General features: G+C 59.8%; 16 protein-coding genes. 7 read left to right on the top strand and 9 right to left on the bottom strand.

Going from position 1 to position 16,590, the window contains the following annotated elements; all coding sequences use genetic code 11:
* Positions 1–242 precede the first annotated feature (242 nt).
* Both AB4Y34_RS36260 and AB4Y34_RS36265 read left to right on the top strand, forming a co-directional pair.
* Positions 243–395, top strand: a complete 153-nt coding sequence (locus tag AB4Y34_RS36260) for a hypothetical protein (protein WP_176369418.1) — start codon at positions 243–245, stop codon at positions 393–395.
* Between the two features lie 5 nt (positions 396–400).
* A complete protein-coding gene (locus AB4Y34_RS36265; RefSeq protein WP_368593669.1) occupies positions 401–652 on the top strand; it encodes a hypothetical protein in 252 nt (83 codons plus the stop codon).
* Positions 653–1,038: 386 nt separating this feature from the next.
* Here the strand turns inward: AB4Y34_RS36265 and AB4Y34_RS36270 are convergent, their stop codons facing one another.
* The 5 genes from AB4Y34_RS36270 to AB4Y34_RS36290 form a co-directional block, all read right to left on the bottom strand.
* Positions 1,039–2,181, bottom strand: coding sequence for a primase-helicase zinc-binding domain-containing protein (locus tag AB4Y34_RS36270; protein ID WP_176369416.1), 1,143 nt, complete (start codon positions 2,179–2,181; stop codon positions 1,039–1,041).
* A 284-nt stretch (positions 2,182–2,465) separates the two neighbouring features.
* A complete protein-coding gene (locus AB4Y34_RS36275; RefSeq protein WP_176369415.1) occupies positions 2,466–2,978 on the bottom strand; it encodes a single-stranded DNA-binding protein in 513 nt (170 codons plus the stop codon).
* Positions 2,979–2,989: 11 nt separating this feature from the next.
* Positions 2,990–3,817, bottom strand: coding sequence for a hypothetical protein (locus AB4Y34_RS36280; protein ID WP_176369414.1), 828 nt, complete (start codon positions 3,815–3,817; stop codon positions 2,990–2,992).
* 9 nt (positions 3,818–3,826) lie between these two features.
* Complete coding sequence (locus AB4Y34_RS36285; protein WP_176369413.1) at positions 3,827–4,255, bottom strand: hypothetical protein; 429 nt, start codon at positions 4,253–4,255, stop codon at positions 3,827–3,829.
* Between the two features lie 127 nt (positions 4,256–4,382).
* Positions 4,383–4,742 (bottom strand): hypothetical protein, encoded by a 360-nt coding sequence (locus AB4Y34_RS36290; protein WP_368718759.1) that lies wholly within the window; start codon positions 4,740–4,742, stop codon positions 4,383–4,385.
* A 622-nt stretch (positions 4,743–5,364) separates the two neighbouring features.
* On the opposite strand from AB4Y34_RS36290, the gene AB4Y34_RS36295 reads away from it, so the two are divergent.
* From AB4Y34_RS36295 to AB4Y34_RS36315, 5 genes are all read left to right on the top strand, one after another.
* On the top strand, positions 5,365–6,069 hold the full coding sequence (locus tag AB4Y34_RS36295; RefSeq protein WP_176369411.1) for a nuclease-related domain-containing protein: 705 nt from the start codon (positions 5,365–5,367) through the stop codon (positions 6,067–6,069).
* A gap of 246 nt (positions 6,070–6,315) precedes the next feature.
* The gene (locus tag AB4Y34_RS36300; protein ID WP_176369410.1) at positions 6,316–7,554 is read left to right on the top strand and encodes a hypothetical protein; all 1,239 of its coding nucleotides are present in this window, start codon (positions 6,316–6,318) and stop codon (positions 7,552–7,554) included.
* A gap of 44 nt (positions 7,555–7,598) precedes the next feature.
* Positions 7,599–8,786, top strand: a complete 1,188-nt coding sequence (locus tag AB4Y34_RS36305) for a FlhC family transcriptional regulator (protein WP_176369409.1) — start codon at positions 7,599–7,601, stop codon at positions 8,784–8,786.
* Positions 8,787–8,969: 183 nt separating this feature from the next.
* On the top strand, positions 8,970–9,335 hold the full coding sequence (locus AB4Y34_RS36310; protein ID WP_176369408.1) for a hypothetical protein: 366 nt from the start codon (positions 8,970–8,972) through the stop codon (positions 9,333–9,335).
* A 236-nt stretch (positions 9,336–9,571) separates the two neighbouring features.
* Positions 9,572–10,609: a CAP domain-containing protein gene (locus AB4Y34_RS36315; RefSeq protein ID WP_368718760.1), complete on the top strand. Its 1,038-nt coding sequence runs from the start codon at positions 9,572–9,574 to the stop codon at positions 10,607–10,609.
* 808 nt (positions 10,610–11,417) lie between these two features.
* Here the strand turns inward: AB4Y34_RS36315 and AB4Y34_RS36320 are convergent.
* The 4 genes from AB4Y34_RS36320 to AB4Y34_RS36335 are packed head-to-tail and all read right to left on the bottom strand — an operon-like array spanning position 11,418 to position 16,587.
* Positions 11,418–12,569 carry a hypothetical protein gene (locus AB4Y34_RS36320; protein ID WP_176369406.1) on the bottom strand — a complete coding sequence of 384 codons (1,152 nt, stop codon included), beginning with the start codon at positions 12,567–12,569 and terminating at the stop codon, positions 11,418–11,420.
* A 12-nt stretch (positions 12,570–12,581) separates the two neighbouring features.
* Positions 12,582–13,184, bottom strand: coding sequence for a type 4 pilus major pilin (locus AB4Y34_RS36325; RefSeq protein ID WP_368718767.1), 603 nt, complete (start codon positions 13,182–13,184; stop codon positions 12,582–12,584).
* A 17-nt stretch (positions 13,185–13,201) separates the two neighbouring features.
* Positions 13,202–14,335: a type II secretion system protein gene (locus AB4Y34_RS36330; RefSeq protein ID WP_368718761.1), complete on the bottom strand. Its 1,134-nt coding sequence runs from the start codon at positions 14,333–14,335 to the stop codon at positions 13,202–13,204.
* Positions 14,332–16,587, bottom strand: coding sequence for an ATPase, T2SS/T4P/T4SS family (locus AB4Y34_RS36335; RefSeq protein WP_368718762.1), 2,256 nt, complete (start codon positions 16,585–16,587; stop codon positions 14,332–14,334). Before AB4Y34_RS36335 ends, AB4Y34_RS36330 begins: the two co-directional genes overlap by 4 nt.
* Positions 16,588–16,590: the final 3 nt, after the last annotated feature.

Genomic DNA, 16,590 nt, shown 5'->3' on the forward strand with positions numbered 1-16,590 from the left:
TCCTCGCTCGCCCAGTCTGCCGTGTCGTCTCCGATCGCCAATCCGCAGCCGCTACATCAATTGAATGCGCGAAAGTTAACACCGTCCGAACCAGTTTACAAGCGGACTTGTGGGTAAAGCTCAGTCCTTCAGGGAGGGGAGGACGTCAATTCGCCGTGGTAATGCGAAGATGGGTCATGGCTTCGAAATTCATCGCGCGACGTGCGGTGCATCGAAGCGGCTACCGATCTTAGGGGACGAAAATGCTGGAATTAATCGAAATCGTGCGTAACGGCCTGCCACTGACTGAACCGCGCTCCTGGCTGTTCATTGCGACTCTGATTGCTGCTGGTATTGCCGGCTGGTACAGCCTCGATGCCGTAGAACACCTGGCGAAAACCAAATCCAAGGAGTGAATGCAATGGATCGGCTGACGGTCTGCTATACGAAGTTCATGGCGCTTCCGTTCTTCACACGCCGCGCGATCATATTCGGCGCGTCGCTCGCGCTCTGGTGGTTTGCCGCGATGCTGGCGAGCATGCACGTCAACAATGATCTGTGCGTCGTGCTGCTGCTGACTGGTGCCGCCGGCGCGCTCTGGTCGAGCGAACTTTGGCGCATGTGGAAAGTCTTTGCCGTCGTTGTTGCAGTCTGCGTCGCGATCATGAAATGAACGGAGCGCGCAGGCAAAAAAAAACGGCTCCCCCAAAATCTGGGGGAGCCGTTTCGCTTTTCTGGATCAATGCGACCGTGGAGCCGCAGTAACAAGAAGTCGGCGCGTACAAAAGTCCCACGCATCTGGAAAGGACTGATCGCGACACGCATACGCGGTGTTGCCACCGGCGGTCCGGTCGATTACGTCGAAAGCGACGGCATCCGACTTTCCTACACGCTGACGGCCACCCGCAGCGCCGTTGGTTGCGACGATTGCGAAGCTACCCACGAGAACCTGGAACGAAGCCATTTTCCACTCCATAGAAATTGGCCCGACAAGACTTCCCCGATGGGGAATATCCCCATCGGGCAGGTTTGAAGATCGCCAGTACGCCGGCGCAATACTTAAGCGGCGACAGCTTGCCGCATATCCACATAACGATGCTGCCTGTGCAGCGACGAATTGCGCCTGAGCAGCCACAACTCATTCCACTCATTGCAGTAGTCGTGCCCACGACGCCTCGGACGATGCAGCACGACGGAATATCCCTCGGCACGCAAGCGCGTTGCGAGCTCCATTCCCGCCGCGACGCCAGGCGACTTTCGGGTCTTCGGATCGATTTCGTCGAAGTCCATGAAGATATGGACGACCTTGATACCGAGCCCGCGAGGAACAACGAACTGCCGCAGAAGATCCTTGTTCAGGCAGTACCAGGCCGGCACACCGAATTCCATATGCGCGCCGTACGCCGATTCAAGCCCCTCCCCTACACCAATTTCGCCATCGACCGGGTCCATCAGTCGAACAGCGCCACCTGGCAAGGAATTCAGGGTCATGTGGTTCTTCTTGGAATCAAGAATCTCCCCATCTGCTGAGACGATCGTGGCCTTCTTCGGCACATGATGGTCAAGATACGTCCGGTGCAATGTGCCGAGCCGTCCGTCAGGCAACACATAGCGCGCGACGATACCGGGCCAGGTGCCAAGCACCGTCTTGTCGTTGTCCCGGTATTCGAGCATGCCAAAGCGCAAAGCCTTCGACGGTTCGACCGACAACCCTGGCACACGCCCTTTGAGATACTGCATGGCGAATCCACCGGCCTCGAGCGGTGCACAATCCTTTTCCCATGTCACGTTGAGGATCTTCTCAACGAACGCGCGGTCGACTTTGCGCCTGGGCTCAGGTGCCTTCTTGTTGCAGGTGGCGGGCGGCGGCGGCGGCAAGCCACCATCGAGTTGGCGCATCAGGCGATAGAGTCCGATGCCGCTTACTTTCGCGATGAGCTGCAAGCCGTCACCAGCGCCTGGACGTCCGTCGTTGCACTGGCGACAAATCCAGTCACCACGCCCGTTCCTGTTGTCATATGTGAAGCGGTCGTCACCGCCACAGATCGGGCACGGAGCCCCGTTGCCAGTCAGAGAATCGCCAGAAATGCCATAGCTCATCAATGTCGAAATCCACGCCTCCGGCGAGAGACTGAATTCCTTCAGCTTGCGTTGCAGCCACTCGTACTTCTCGGGTGAAAGCCCGCGTCCAGATGTACTCATTGTCACTCTCCTAGGTGGAAGTGGGTTGGGGTCGATGCCTGAGACAGGCGTAAGAACGCGTGCTCAAAAAAGCAGTCCGCGCACTGGCGGGCAACTTTTTTCAGCAGACGTGCTGGCTGGACAGAGAAGGAGGCAGGCCCGAACGGCCAGTGCAGAAGGTCCGTCGCACGACACGCCCGAAGGCATGTCGTTGCGATGGTGAGGTGTTACGGGAGAAGGATCAGGAAAAGGTGAGCCTTTCCGGGATCAGATCGCAAGCCATGCAGCTCGGCGGTTACAAAACCTCAGAACGGGATCGGATCGTCCATTTCGTCGAAACCACCGCCGCTATGAGACGGCTGCGGAGGTTGCCCGCGGGTGCCTGCGTGCGACTGACGCGAATCATTAGAACGCGAGGCCGGACCGGGTCGCTGTGCGCGCGAGCCGCTACGCTGTTCGAAGTCGCCGCCGCTTAAGTCACTGCTACGGCCGCCCAGCATCTGCATCTGGTCGGCAACGATTTCCGTCGAGTAGCGGTCGGTACCGTCCTGCGCCTGCCACTTGCGGGTGCGAATACGCCCTTCGATATACACCGACGAGCCCTTCTTCAAATACTCTGACACGATTTCGGCGAGGCGCCCGAAGAATGAGACGCGGTGCCACTCTGTCGCCTCTTTCATCTCGCCCGACGCCTTGTCCTTGTAACGATCGGTCGTTGCAAGACGAATGTTCGCCACTGCGTCGCCGCTTGGAAGATATCGAACTTCAGGGTCTGCGCCGAGGTTTCCGGCGAGAATCACTTTGTTGACAGATGCCATTTGATGTTCCTCTAATTAGATATTGACCATAGCCACTTGTCCCACATGAGCGGCTTGCCGTCCTTGACAATGGGTGAGCCATCCGTGCGGATCGCGGGAACCTTGACTTTCCCGGTGCGACGTACAGAGACGACATCACCAACGACACAGCGGCTTTCCGCGATCGCTTCCTTCAGGCCTTCGCCTTGCAGCGTTCGCTCACCAGCGCTGGTGTCGATATGCATCGCGAAGGATTTGTAAAAGCGCCCCGGCTTCTTGCGATCGGGAAAGCCCTCTTCGCCCCATGAAACGATGCGGCCAACGACGTTCGACGCGTCCGCGTTGTCGTTGCGGCGCGATCGCGTTGGCATCGCCGGTTCGACCTCAAACGCTTCTTCGCTTCCGGCTGATGGATCAGGATGGCCGTTGCCGAGCCGCTTACTCTGAGCCGCAGGACTGGTGGCAGGTGGATTGCCGTTGTGGCGGATCGCGGCAGCTACCGCCTCCTTGAGCGGACACCGGTGCACGGCACGCTGCGCCCAGTGCGGCGCGAGATCGGGGAGGATCTTCATACCGAACTCGGTTTCTTCTGAGTGGTCGTCGAAAGCAGGACTGAACTGGACGACGTGATCACCTTCATCGACGAACAGATGGGGGATGTCGCCGATTGTTACGACGGTCTCGTTCGGCGCGCCCTGCCCGACCGTGCTGGCCGTGGTGTCATTCCCGTCCGTCGGTTCTGGATCTGGTGCGTCCGGCTGCGGGTTCGTCTGTGCGCAGAACCCGGAGGGCCCGCTTGCAGATTTGCCGTTGAAGAGGTCCGCCATGACGCGGGCAAAAAGCGTTACTGCGTTCGCCATGACTCGCTCCTATAGCAACGTGCCAAAGCACACGCGCTGAACTTCGCGCAAATCGCGCAGAAGTAGCGGCGTGCTAAGAATTGCGTCCTGCAGGATCTCCGGATCAACGCCGTTGACCTTGCACACATATAGATAGGGCAGCGCGCCATGCCAGTAACCCATGATCCAGCCCAGCGTCGCGCGGTAGTCATCGACATCGATCTTGCGATTGCGTAGACGTTCGGACAGCAGGTCTGCGCAATCCATCAGCGACTCGGGCATGTTGTCGCCGCTACGACTGTCGCTGGCGAGTGAGATGAGCGCATCGACCATCTTTGCGCGCACCGACTCGCTCCAGAGATGCGGATCGGGCAGCGGATCAGGCTTGGGAGGGGGTACGACAACAGGCGATGAATCGCCGAACATGTCCAGCTGCCAGGCAGCCACATGCGTTTCCATGGGATTGCTCCGGTGGCGCCGGCAATCTCATGGCCCGTGTCCGGGAATGAGATTCCCGGCAGGGTGAAGGGTGCCGTCACCAGAGGCGCGAGGCCCTAGGTGACGGTAGATAACAACGGTAGGCCAATTAACGGGTACCGTTCTTGAACGGAACAACGACAGCCGATTTTGCGTACTGCTTCATCGGAGTCGGCTTCATATTGCTGTCGTTCGCGGCTGCAGTTGCGGCAGATGCAACTGGCACTTTCGTTTCGCCTGCAGCTCGGGCAGCGAGTTTTTCAGTCTCGATGCGAGCCGCTTCCGCATCCGCTTCCGCCTGCAGAATGGCCTTCCCCTTCTTCTTCATTTCCTTGACTACCCAATGGGCAACCAGAAGAACGAGGAAGCCGGAAACGACAAACGAAATGGTCGCGAAATACGCGATGAAACACAGAGCCAGCACCTTGCCTGGCGACTTGATTGAGTCTTTGAAATGGGCCTTCAGCATTTTTCTCTCCAGAAAAATAATCAACAGGGAATGTCCGGACTAACGTCCGGTGGTTTCGATGCTCGAAGAGCAAGGAAACTCAGGCGCGAAGCGCTTTGGTCTGCGTCCACACGGACACGCACCAAAGCTCTTGCGGCAGGAAAAAGGCGGAGATGGGAAAAGCAGGTAGCGCGAGATCACTCGCGGCAGGTCGATGCGTCGCAGGACGCCAATGGATAGTGCAAGGTTAGCGCTCAGTCAGTTGCTGGAAGCCGCAAATGCTCGCCAATGTCATACAGCTTTGAATGTCCTGGAGATGCGCACCCGTTGGGCGGACCTGTCTGAGCCGGCTCAACGTCTTCACCAAGAAAGCTCGACTAAATCCTATAGCTTTCCGGGGGTGCATGAAGGCAAGAAGAAAGGATTGGCGGAAAGGCACATGTAAGTGCTGCACATGTATTTTCGAGGAGCGACGTCAAACCGGCCGAATGGCGCGACGGATGCCCCGGCGCATCAAGGGATATGGCCAATGCAGACACCGTCGAATCGACGGCGGCGTCAACACCACCGTCGTTCCGGCGACGACTTGACTTCTCAATTTTCGCGGCAGACTGGAATCATCTTCACTCCGCGAGGTTTAACGATGCTGACGTACATTTTTCTCGTAACCGGTTGCGTATTCGTCTATCGGGCACTCAGCCGCCGACCCCAGTCGAATTCCAGCCATCCCCCCGCAACGCGCAGCCAGCGTAGCGGCGACGAAGGTGAAGCCGCCGTTCAGACCGAGCTCCATGCCGCTTTGCAATGGCTCTGCGGCGACAACTTCTATCTGCATCCGGGCCCCCTTCTGCTCAACCATGCGCCGGGGGCCGAGTTTCCGACTGCCGAGGTCGATCATCTTGTCGTGACGCCTTTCGGCATCTTCGTTGTGGAGACGAAAAACTGGGCGGGTCGCATTGAACCAGGGCAAGACCTACAGACGGTCGTTCGTATCGGGGTGGACGGACTGAGAGATGTACGGCGCTCACCGATGCAACAGAACCGCTCGAAGGTCGCTTTTCTGCGCTCAATTCTGCCGGGAACCTGGCCAGTGGAAGGGGTGGCGGCATTCCCTCACGCTCATTGCGACCTGTCCTCCGCCCTTCCTTTAAACCTGATGCGGGCAGCCGATCTGCGGCAGTGGCTTCGCGCCCGAAAGTCCGAGTACGTCTCCACAACCAACCGGCCTGTGAATGTGCTTCATGCGCGACGGGCTGTCCTGGCTGTCGCCGAAACAGCGCCCGATGCCATAGAAAGGCACCGGTTGAAACTGAGGGAAAACCCTAAAAAAATACCGATCGGCGCCTAAAGTTTCAGAAATGTTTGCCGAATCAACTGTTCTGGCCGTCGGATACCCGGTACTTCATTCCTGTGAAAGCTGCATGAAACTGAGCTTCTTATCGGGATGGCAGCGACGAAACGGCGCGTATTCTGAGGCGGTGCATTTCGGGAAAACAGGTTGCACCCGCTTTCGAACGATCCGGCGATTGGCCTTGGCGCCTGCAAAAAAAGCAGGAGAAGATCAGCAACGAGCACGAAAAGAAGAGAGAACAACATGACCAAAAAGAATGTCCCGGTTACAGCAGGCGACGAGGACGATTTCGATCCTACCCGTCCTGAGGGCAACGACGGCAACGTTGAGCGGGAATTGCCCCTCGCCTTCGCTCATGTGCCGTCCGAACATGAAATTGGCCAGAAGGTCAATGAGTTCTTCGGTGGCGATGAGATATCGGCCGGACTGCGTGCTTCGATCGCAGAAGAAGCCGAGGAAGTCGCGCACTCGACGAAAAAGATTCTTCTCGAACACATGCGCATCGGAGGCTCGTTCTATCACATCCGAACGCGGATCGAGGGCCACTTCGTGAGCACGTACGGTGATACGAAGCAGGTCCGCAAAAAGGCAGCCGAGCTTGTCTACAGCTTCCTTGAAGGAACGTTCCGCAAGAAACGCGACTCGGTCTACCTCTACATTCGCTGCTACGAGCGTTTCAGCAAGAACAGCGGCGCGGTCGAAATGCTGTCGATCACCGACATGCAGCTGCTGGTGAACAAGAGCGACGAAGTCGTAGAGATGGTCATTGACGCCAAGCGCGACAATCCCGATCTGAGCAAGCGCGACATCAAGAAGATCATCGAGAGCTACGAGGATCGCCTAATGGAGAAGGAGAGCGCCCTCGCTACCGTTACAAGCCAGCTGTCCGAAATCTATGGCCAGCTTGACGACGCGAAGAACGACAACGAGTGGCTCGCAGCGGAAGCGAAGCGTCTGAATCATGAAGTCGAGAAGGACCGCGAGAAGCTGAGGAAGACCATGGTCGACCTTGCCTCAGCCGAACAGACCGCGAGCGGCCTGCAAAGCACCATTGCGACGCTTGAACGTGAAGTCCAGGCCAAAAGCCGTGAGCTTGCCGAAGCCCATGAAAAGGTCACGATCAGAGAAGTTGAGGTCGAAGTCACGCCCGAGCACCTGCGGAATCTTGAGAGCGCTGCGAAAACCCGGTTCGAGGAACTCAGCCGGCTCACCAGTGAATGTGAAGCTGCGCAAAAGCGCCTCACGGAACTGACCGAGCTCAAGAAAAAACAGGAAGCGGAAATCGATCAGAAAGCGGCCGTCGAAAAGCGGGTTGCCGGGCTGGTAGAACGTTTCGGCTCGTTCATTCAGGAATTCCACAGCGTTCAACTGCTGGTCACGGCCGACGGTTCGCTCGGCCGCTTTAAGGGACTTCTGACGGGACTGGCCGATCTTACGGGCAAGTTTCACGGGGAATTGCTGGCAGCAGCTCGCGCGGCCTGACTCCGCAGGAAACTGATGTGTTTGAGAGACAAGGAAAAAACGCAGTGAACAATAAAGACGGTTACCGGGCGATTGACCGGTTCTATGTGCCGGAATGGCTCACCGGCCAAATTCAGGTTGCAAACTTCAATCTGGTCGACCACATGAAGTGGTTGCTCAAGCAGGACAGTCGGTTCAACGAGGTCTTCAATGTCGAGCGCAAAGAGATCGAGCAGCTTCAGCTCAACCAGTCTTCGCTTCGAAACCTGCTGCGCGCGCCGTTTCTGATGGTCGAGCCGACGCTGAAGACCGCCGAGGACTGGCGGTGCTTCGTCGACAACACTGCCACCACCGTGGCTGTCGATGTGCTTCGCCGCAAGACGCCTCAGCTTGACTCACTGATGGCTTACGCGGTGAACCAGCAGAATTCCGCATTCGTTTCGCTTGTCACGCAGGTGCTCAACGTCAGCGTGCTGAGTGCCCCGCTGCTAGGCATTTCGACCGAGGTCGCGAAGTATCTGATTTCTGTCCCGACGCACAAGCTCCAGTTGGCGCTGGGCCGGATGAAGGAATTGCCGCTGTTCCGCTGGCGTTTCAACAGTCCAACGTTCTGGTGGGAGTTCGCCGGCAGCACCCTGACTGACGAGATGATCGCCCACCAGATCATGTTGACCTCGCCCTCTCGCGTTGGAGGTCTTCCTTACGCTGCTCAATGGGGAGAACTTCGTCTTGGGCGCCTGAAAAACGAGGCGTACGCCAGCGCGATGATGGCCTACGGTCTGCGCGCCTCAACGGCCTCGAACCTTTTCGGTCTGAACCAGCATCAGATGCGAACGCGCTACAGCGAGATCCACGGCAAGAGTTCGCCATGCGGCAACACGGCAACTTCGCTGTCATGGTTTGTCGAAACTCCGGTCCATCGACTGCACGCTACCGTCTACGCGTGGTTGTATCGATCGGCAACTGCTATGGGTGCGAATCCGGCCGAGGCGCTGCTCGCAACCAATGATGTCTACGACCGGCTATTCGGCGGCAATCGGGTCATCATGCCGGACCGCGGATGGAACCTGATCCGTTCGATGGCAGCCGATGCTCGCCTGACCGTCGCGCCTTGCCGCACATGCAGCACGCATTACGTCGTGTCAAACAACGACGCGAAGATTGAAATGCACAGTCGCTTCACATGCCCTGCCTGCAACCAGCAGCTCGGCGCGAAAAAGCGCGCTGCGCGGAGGGCAAACAGTGAGACCTGAGGGCAAACCCAGCGAAGTTGACCTGCCCGCTGGACTCGTCATCTTTTGCATTGATGGTCGGCCCCAGTTCGGTTGGCAAAACCCTGAAACCGGCGCGTACTACGCCGAGGCAGACGGTAGCATCATCGCCGATGCTATCGGTGCGATCGCGTGGCACGCAGGACACGTTCACTAGGCGCAACGATGGATGACTACGCCTACCTCGCGCGGGAGAGCAACGCTGCATGGCTCGACGGGCGCGGTGACGGGCGCTTTGAGCGATACGAAAGGTTCTACCGGAGCGAGCGCGCCGTGAATGCCGCGGAGTTCGACCTCGAAAAGGCCAACGAGGGATACGTCCACTATGTGAGCAGCCAGCCATCGCCTCTACTGTCCTTTTTGAGTGCCCCATGGGTCGGTCGAGTCTCAATCGCGCTATTTGCCCTGTATATGGCCACCCGGGTCGTCCCGCAACTCGCGAAAGCCGGGCCAACCATTACTGGTATCGGCTTGGTTGCCGCCTTCGTTGGTTTGCGAGTCTTTCACCGACGCGCCCGCAGACGCCGGTAGGAACAGGGATGTCCGTCTCGAGGTCGCTGTTTTCCTCCCTCAGACGACGTTTGGCCTCAAGCCTCACTCAAACTTTCCGTTACCACTAGAATGGCTCGCCAAATCTGGCATCAATCCGATCGCCTGGCGAAGGGCCGAACGCAGCGGGGAGGCGACTTGACTTTGCGCACCGCTCGATAAGATGGAATCAAGGTCGCGCAAGGTGCACGGCCAACAACAAATCCAAGGATTCGATAATGAAGAAGAACATTTCCACTCTGACAGCCATTTCTTTCGCGGCCGTGCTTGCCCTGGCTGCATGCGGCGGTGGTGGCGGTGGTGACAGTAGCGGTAGCAGCAACGGCGGCAGCAGCAACAACAACGGGAGCAGCAGCACCCCGCCAGCGTCTACGGCGACCAGCGCAAACGTAACCACGCCGCAGTATGCCGCTGATAGCGCGCAACTCGCTATTTTCAATACGATCAACCAGCAACGGCAGCAGTGCGGCTTCCCGGCCCTCGTTGAAAACACCCAACTGGATCAGGCCGCGCAGGCCCACGCATCCTACATGGGCCAGAATGGCGGCACCGTCACGGACACCGAGGTAGCCGGCAATCCTGGATTTACCGGGGTCACGTATGCCGATCGGGCAGTTCATTTCGGATTCCCGGGTTCGCAGACCATTTCCCCGGGATCGCAGACTGTCTATGCAGGTGGCGAAAGCGCGGGCTATTACACGAACGCCAAGCTTACCGAAACAGCGTACGGCGAGGCAATCGCATATGCGTGGATGGGTGGCGTCTACCATATAGCAATCGCGAGCTGGCCGGTTACGGCAATCGGTTTGGGATGGAACGAAACGACGTACAACGGGTTTCCTCAAATCCAAGCGTCGAATTCAATTGCAAACCTGCAATCATTGGCGGGCAATTTGCCCCTGACCTTCCCGTGCCAAGGCACCACGGGGGTGCCGTATAAAGAGATCGGCGAAATCCCAGCGCCGCCGAATACTTCGGGCGCGTTCGGTATGCCAGTCGCCGTCGTGGGCAACGCGACGGACACGATCGTGCTGACTTCGGGCACCTATACCGACTCGTCGGGTAACGTTGTCACCCTGCAAATCCTGAACTCGCCAACTGACCCGAACAAGGAACTGCCGCCGTTCGAAGCCGTTGCGTACCCGGTCGCCCCGTTGAATGCAAATACCACCTATACGGTGTCGCTCACCGGCACGCGTAACGGTACGGCATTTTCGCGGAGCTTCACGTTCACGACCGGCAACGTGATCGGCTGATCCGCGACAACCCAAGACATTTCGACTGGTTCACCACGGGCAATCGCCCCCAGGCAGAAAGCCGCGCGTTTCTTGACGCGGGGCTTTTTGTTGGCTCTACGTTTTGTGGCGTTTGCGAACTTTCTTATCACCTAGTGGTTAAAACCCGAACACGCGTATGCGGGCTGCGGTGGAATCGAAGCGCCCGGATAGCCGACAGCCACCGCGTATAACGACGCAAGCGGCCACGTGTTCCCGTCAGCGTACGTATCCCAATTGTCGCCAATGGACGTCACGTAAGGCCGCCCTTTACCGTCCATCAAAACCGGGTATTGCTTACCGAAGTAATACTGAAAATACGTGGTTGATCCATCGGACCAATTATTCTGATAGACCGCTGTTGGCATCGAGCCAGATTTGTTCCCATTGGTGAAGGTCTCGCAAGCCCCCCATACCCAGAATCCCGTGGTCGACACGATCGTTAATGGTGGCGGGGACGGAGTGACACATACGAGGTTGACCCATGTCGAACCATTCCAATCGGGCCCGGACTGGATAGATCCCGGAGCGCACCCCGGCTTTACCTGATAGTTGCACTGTGGGGCCGTATATTGCGACCCGATCCACTGCGCCGCAGCTACGGTCGTCCATCCAGGATCTGTGGGACACGTCGGTGCTGTCTGCCAGACCGTTGTTATGTGACCGACGCACGTCGAGTCCTGATTGTTGACCGAGCACCTCACCGGCCCTGCCACTGCAGCATGGCTTACAAGCACCGCACAGACGGCCAGCGCGATCCTGATTATCAGTTTTGTCATTTTCTCTATTCTCAATAGGAACAATACGTCGTCGCAACGGCGGTGCCGGGGATAACGGTGCTGTCGCCTGGGCTTCCATCCACGATATAGACCGTCCATGGGCCCGTACCATCGACCCGGTAGTGGATCGAGGCGGTCGGGTCGGTGTAGGTGCTCTGTCCGGACACCACAATCCCCGGCGTCCCGCCCGCCGGACACACTGGATTGGGCACGAACGTACCGTTCCCGTCGGGAATAGCGGTGTAGCCGTACCACAGCTTCGGCCCGCCAATGGGCATCCACTGCAGAACGCCCGACACCTTCTGGCACGACAGCACCAGGCCGGAACCGTCGCTTGCCCCGGCCATGGCATTCACCGCCGGGCAAGCGGTTCTTGGCCAGCCCACGCTGCCCATCCCGATCGTCGTACCAGCCGTGACCGTCGTTCCCGCAGCTACAGCACCGCTCGCGGCGACAGCGCCCGTCGCGCCGACATTCGCCGCGCTTACCGTCCCCTCTGCATCCAGATCGTGAACGTTGTGCAGGCTCACGTGATTGACGTTCTGGTCTCCCGTCCACGTCAGCGCGCCGTCGCGCCGGATATAGACCGAGTTACCGTCCGAGGGTGGCCCATTGGTCGCAAGGATCGCGGCCGGGACATTGCCCAGCGGGTTGGTCGCGGTCCATGCACCGTTCAGGCCAGTGATCGTTCCAGCGTTCTGCGTTTTCGAGTACCCGAACGCATTGCCGCCAGCCTGCGCAATCTGCGAGGCGCCAACGATATCCGGCACTCCGCCTCGCGTGAGCGGCTTCGACGGATACATGACGTAGGTGACGTGACAGTCGCCGGCGCTCGCAGTACAGGTTGCAGGCCCCACACTCATGCTGATCACGTACGACCCGCCCCAGAACGGTCCCGGTGCGTGCGGCTGTTTCAGGTTGCCCTGCGTAAAGAGGTCATTGAGCGTCGGCGGGTTAGCGACCACCACGACAGGGCCCCCTGCAATCAGCGTCGCGTAATTGTTGGTCACCCAGTCAGATAACGCCGAGTTGATGACCGCCTCGTTCTGGCCTTCCGCCGTCATGACCTGAGCGCGCCGCTTCGCTGCGTCTTCCTTGATCGCGACGGTCGTCATCAGCGCAGCGGCCACCAGCACGACCACCATCTCAACGATGCTGAACATGGGCGACGATCCTTAGTTGTTGTGCGTCGCGTACATCGCAATGCTCGCCGTCGCGCCACTCGAACTGCACGCCGTTCCCGCAGTCGTCTGGCTAAAGGTCGTATTGGGATCGGAGACGGTCGTCCCGTTGACGGTCACCTTGGTATAGGCGCCTGCCACCGCGCCCACCGCGAGCGAGCAGACGGTCGCCGGAACCGGATAGGTCAGCACCATCGCATCGTCGGTCGTGGAAATGGTCGCGACCGCGGCTGTCACCGGGCCACCGAAGATACCGGTCAGCGTGCCGGACGTCTTGTTCACCCGGCTACCGGCCGAATCGAACGCGTGATTCTGCGCAAGCGTGAGTAAGGACTCGCCCGAAAAATCGGTGTCGCTCGCCGTCGCGTCCTGAATACCGCTGCGGAAGAGTTGCGACTCGCTCTTGAACTGGTGGGCGTGGATACGATCCATCACGAAGCTGCGACCCTCATAGACGATGAGTGCCAGCAGCGCGGCACCCGCCATCACGGCAGCGCCTTCGATGATCGAAAGCTCGCCGGACTGTTTGCGCCGACGGCCCATGCGCAGGATCGCGGCCTTGCGTTGTTCCTGATTCTGGATCGGGTTTTTGTTCATTTTTTTCATTGCCTCGGTCAATTGGATACAGCGGATGTACTCGGGGAAGAATCGAAGCTCGCCGCGCCGGTCGCCGCGTACGATCCGATGCCCAGCACAAAAAACAGCGAGACGGCGAAGCCGAGCAGCACGTAGTGCGTGATACGTGCATTGCGGCGCACGGTGGCGACAACGCGGTCCAGCGAACTGCGGCCGAGACTCTTGATGGCCTGGACGAACTGGTCGCGCCCCGCCGCGTCGGCGATCGTGTCGATCACCACCTCGGAGAAAATGCCGGTGTCGAGCGCCCGCATCGGTTCATCCGGGCGCTGTGTGAGCCGCCGGCTCATGCGGTCGATGTGCCAACGGAGCCACGGGTCGGCGGTCTTCGCAAGACGGTCGAGCGCCGCACGCAGGACCAGATTCGAATCGAAGAGACCTGCAAGCGACACGATCAGCAGGGCTGCCCGCAGGTCGCGCCGGTTGCGCCACATCAGCGGCAATGCATCGACGCGGTTGCGGAAGTGTCCCGTCCACCGCTTGAGCGTCCAGAAATACAACGACACGAGGCCTTCGACGATCGCAGCGCTCAGCCACCAGTACTCGTAGCAGAACGTGTCGATCGCATAGAGCGTCTGCCCTATTGGTAGCCATTGATCGACCGGCTTCGTGTCGGCCACCGCCGGGAAAATTTCTCCGCCGAACAGCATGCAGAACATGTAGAGATAGACGATCAGGAACGCGGGGTAGGCCATTTCCAGCGACGTCGTCGACGCGAGCACACCCTCCGCGTGCGCAGCCATTTCCGCCAGTTCCAGCCCCCGCACCGCGGCGTCTTCCCGCGTCGACGTACCGGCAATATCGAGAAGCGCGTGTTCCTGGCTCGGAATGAACGGCTTGAGTGCGGTGGCAAAGTCGTCGCCCGCGACCATGCGCTTCGCCACCGCATTGAACACCGGCCACGTCAGCCACCTGCGCGAGCGATGACGCTTTTCGAGAGTCGTCAGCCGCTCGAGCAGCGTCTCGCGATTGCGCAGCCCCTTGGCCGCCACGTCCAGCCGTGTCTCGCGATAGAACGTCTCGCGCATCTTCTGGAAGCGCCAGCGGGCAATGCGCAGGCGCTCCTTCTGCGGCAGCGCCATCAAGAGCGTGTGAATCAGTCCCCGGATCACGACGGCAGCCTCCCGTCACGGTCAGCGAAGATCCGGTATTCGTCGAAAGGACGCATCGCCGTGTCGATGAAGCGCGGATCGATGATGCCTTGCGACGCCTTGTAGAGCGCGTGCTCGTAGATCGTCTTGCCCGTCATGTCATCGCTGTCAAAACCGGTCGTGCGCGCCGATCGCCATACCCGCTCAGCGCCGCGCCAGTCGCGTTCGGCAACGCGCTCGAGAAACTCCATCGTCGGCCGGAAGATCTCCATTGCAAGCGTCTGCCCCTTCGTGCCGGCCGCGACCTTGCCCGCGCGCGTGAAGAGTCCTTTCAGGCGGCAGCGTTCGCAACCGCCTTCGTCGCGGCACGCCATCTTCGAGGTGTCCAGGCCGAACTTGCGTTCGAGCGTCTCGATCTGCGCTGCGGGCATCACGTCACGTGCGGGCACCTTGCAGTGCGGACACAGCAGGGGGATCAGCTTCTGGTTCGCCACAGCATTGATGAACTTCTCGGAGGACACTTCGTCCATCGGCAACTGCAGGCGCCCACCGGCGAGACGCATGAAGGCACCGATCGCGCTGTCCGCGTGAAGTGTGGTCCGCACCGGATGCCCGGTGAGTGCGAGCTCCGCCACGAGCCCGGCGACAACACGGTCCCGGATTTCCCCGACCGTCACATCGTCCGGGTCCATGCGCATCAGCGTGCGGATCACCTCGGCGCATTTGCGGTTCGCTTCTTCGTCGGTCTCATCGGGACGACGCGGAATCGAAATGTCCGAGAGCCATGGTTGCGGATACTCGGACGGCTCATTGACTGCGAACTGCTTGCGGAGGTCGCGCGACGCGAGCATGAAGGACATCGCGCGCAGCAACGTGGACTTGGCCGAGCCCGTCTCACCGGTGAAGACCGTGACCCCGCCGCTGACGTGGCCCAGCGCCTGAACGATGCGCAACTGGGACGTCTGCAGCCCCATCTGTTCCGGCATCAGTACCTTGAGATTGCGGAAATTACCGTCGAGCAGACGCAGACCCACATCGAACCCGCCAACGAGCGGTGAACTCTGCCAGCGGATGTTGACGATGTCGGAATGCACAACGAGCGGGATCATTGCCGACTGCGACGCAGTAGGCTGGAACGTCTCGCCGGAGTTCGTGTTGCGCGCGACGAGATCCTGATAGGCGGCCGACAGCGCCCGACGCACCAGCGCCTTGGGCAGCTTGCGGTACGTGTAGAGGTCGCCGTTCACGCGGAACCGGACTTCGACATCGTCGTTGAAGTCGCGGTACTCGTAGTGGATATCGCCGGCGCCATAGGCGTGTGCGGCTTCGGTCACGTCGCGGAACGTGCCGATCGCGCGCGAACTCTCCGGGAGGACGGCCGCTGACCGGTTGCGCTCTCTCGCGTAGATCGCCGCGATCACGGCGTCCGTTGCGATCATCTCCTCATGCACCTTGATGTCGGCGCGCTCGAGATCCATGACATACGTCGGATAAAGCGCGGACTCATGAAATGCCCGCGTCGTGACGACGATTGCCATCCCGGCCTGCACTTCGACCGCCACGAACTCACGGCGTGCGGAATCCGTGATGCGCAGCGTTGCATCCTGCCCGCGCTCGCTGAGGATCCGCTTGAAGGTCAGCGAGTCCGCGGCGACGAGTTGCGGCAGACCCGACGGCAGGAACTCCGCCTGTCGGGGGATCACGTCCGCTTGCGCATGGAGCTCGTGCACCTCCTCCATCTCAGCGGCCTCCGTCGGCCGCACTGTCTGCGGTGCGACGTCATGCGCTTCGGTCCGCTGCCCGGCGGGCTCAACAAGGGGACGCTCCATCATGTTGGACGCCATCGCTGACTCAGGAACATCGGCCTGCGTCGTTCCAGCGACGTTCTCCGCGGTCTGTTGCGCTTCCGCCGTGCGATCAACCGACGGCTCAACTCGCGCCGGGTGTCCCGTTGCTTCGGGCTGTGCAGGATCGACGCCGGCCGCCTCGTGCGCGTTGCTGTCATTGGCATCGACGTCGGTGACGTCCGCCATTCTCAGCCTCATGCCAAGCGTCATCGGCTGGCCCGGCTTCGCGTCCACAGGCTCTGCCTTGAGCGGCTTGTCCTTACGCACGAAGCGCGGCTCGCGATTCGTTTCGTCTTTGCGGTCTGCGCCCGCGATAGGCATCGACGCTGGGGATTCGTCAGTGAACCCGGCGCGCAATGCACGGAACCGCCCAAGAATGCCGCGCGAGGACGGCTCGTCTTTTTCAATACCGTTGAAGAGGCTCATCGT

The organism is Paraburkholderia sp. BR10954 (assembly GCF_040965775.1).
Taxonomy (GTDB): domain Bacteria; phylum Pseudomonadota; class Gammaproteobacteria; order Burkholderiales; family Burkholderiaceae; genus Paraburkholderia; species Paraburkholderia youngii.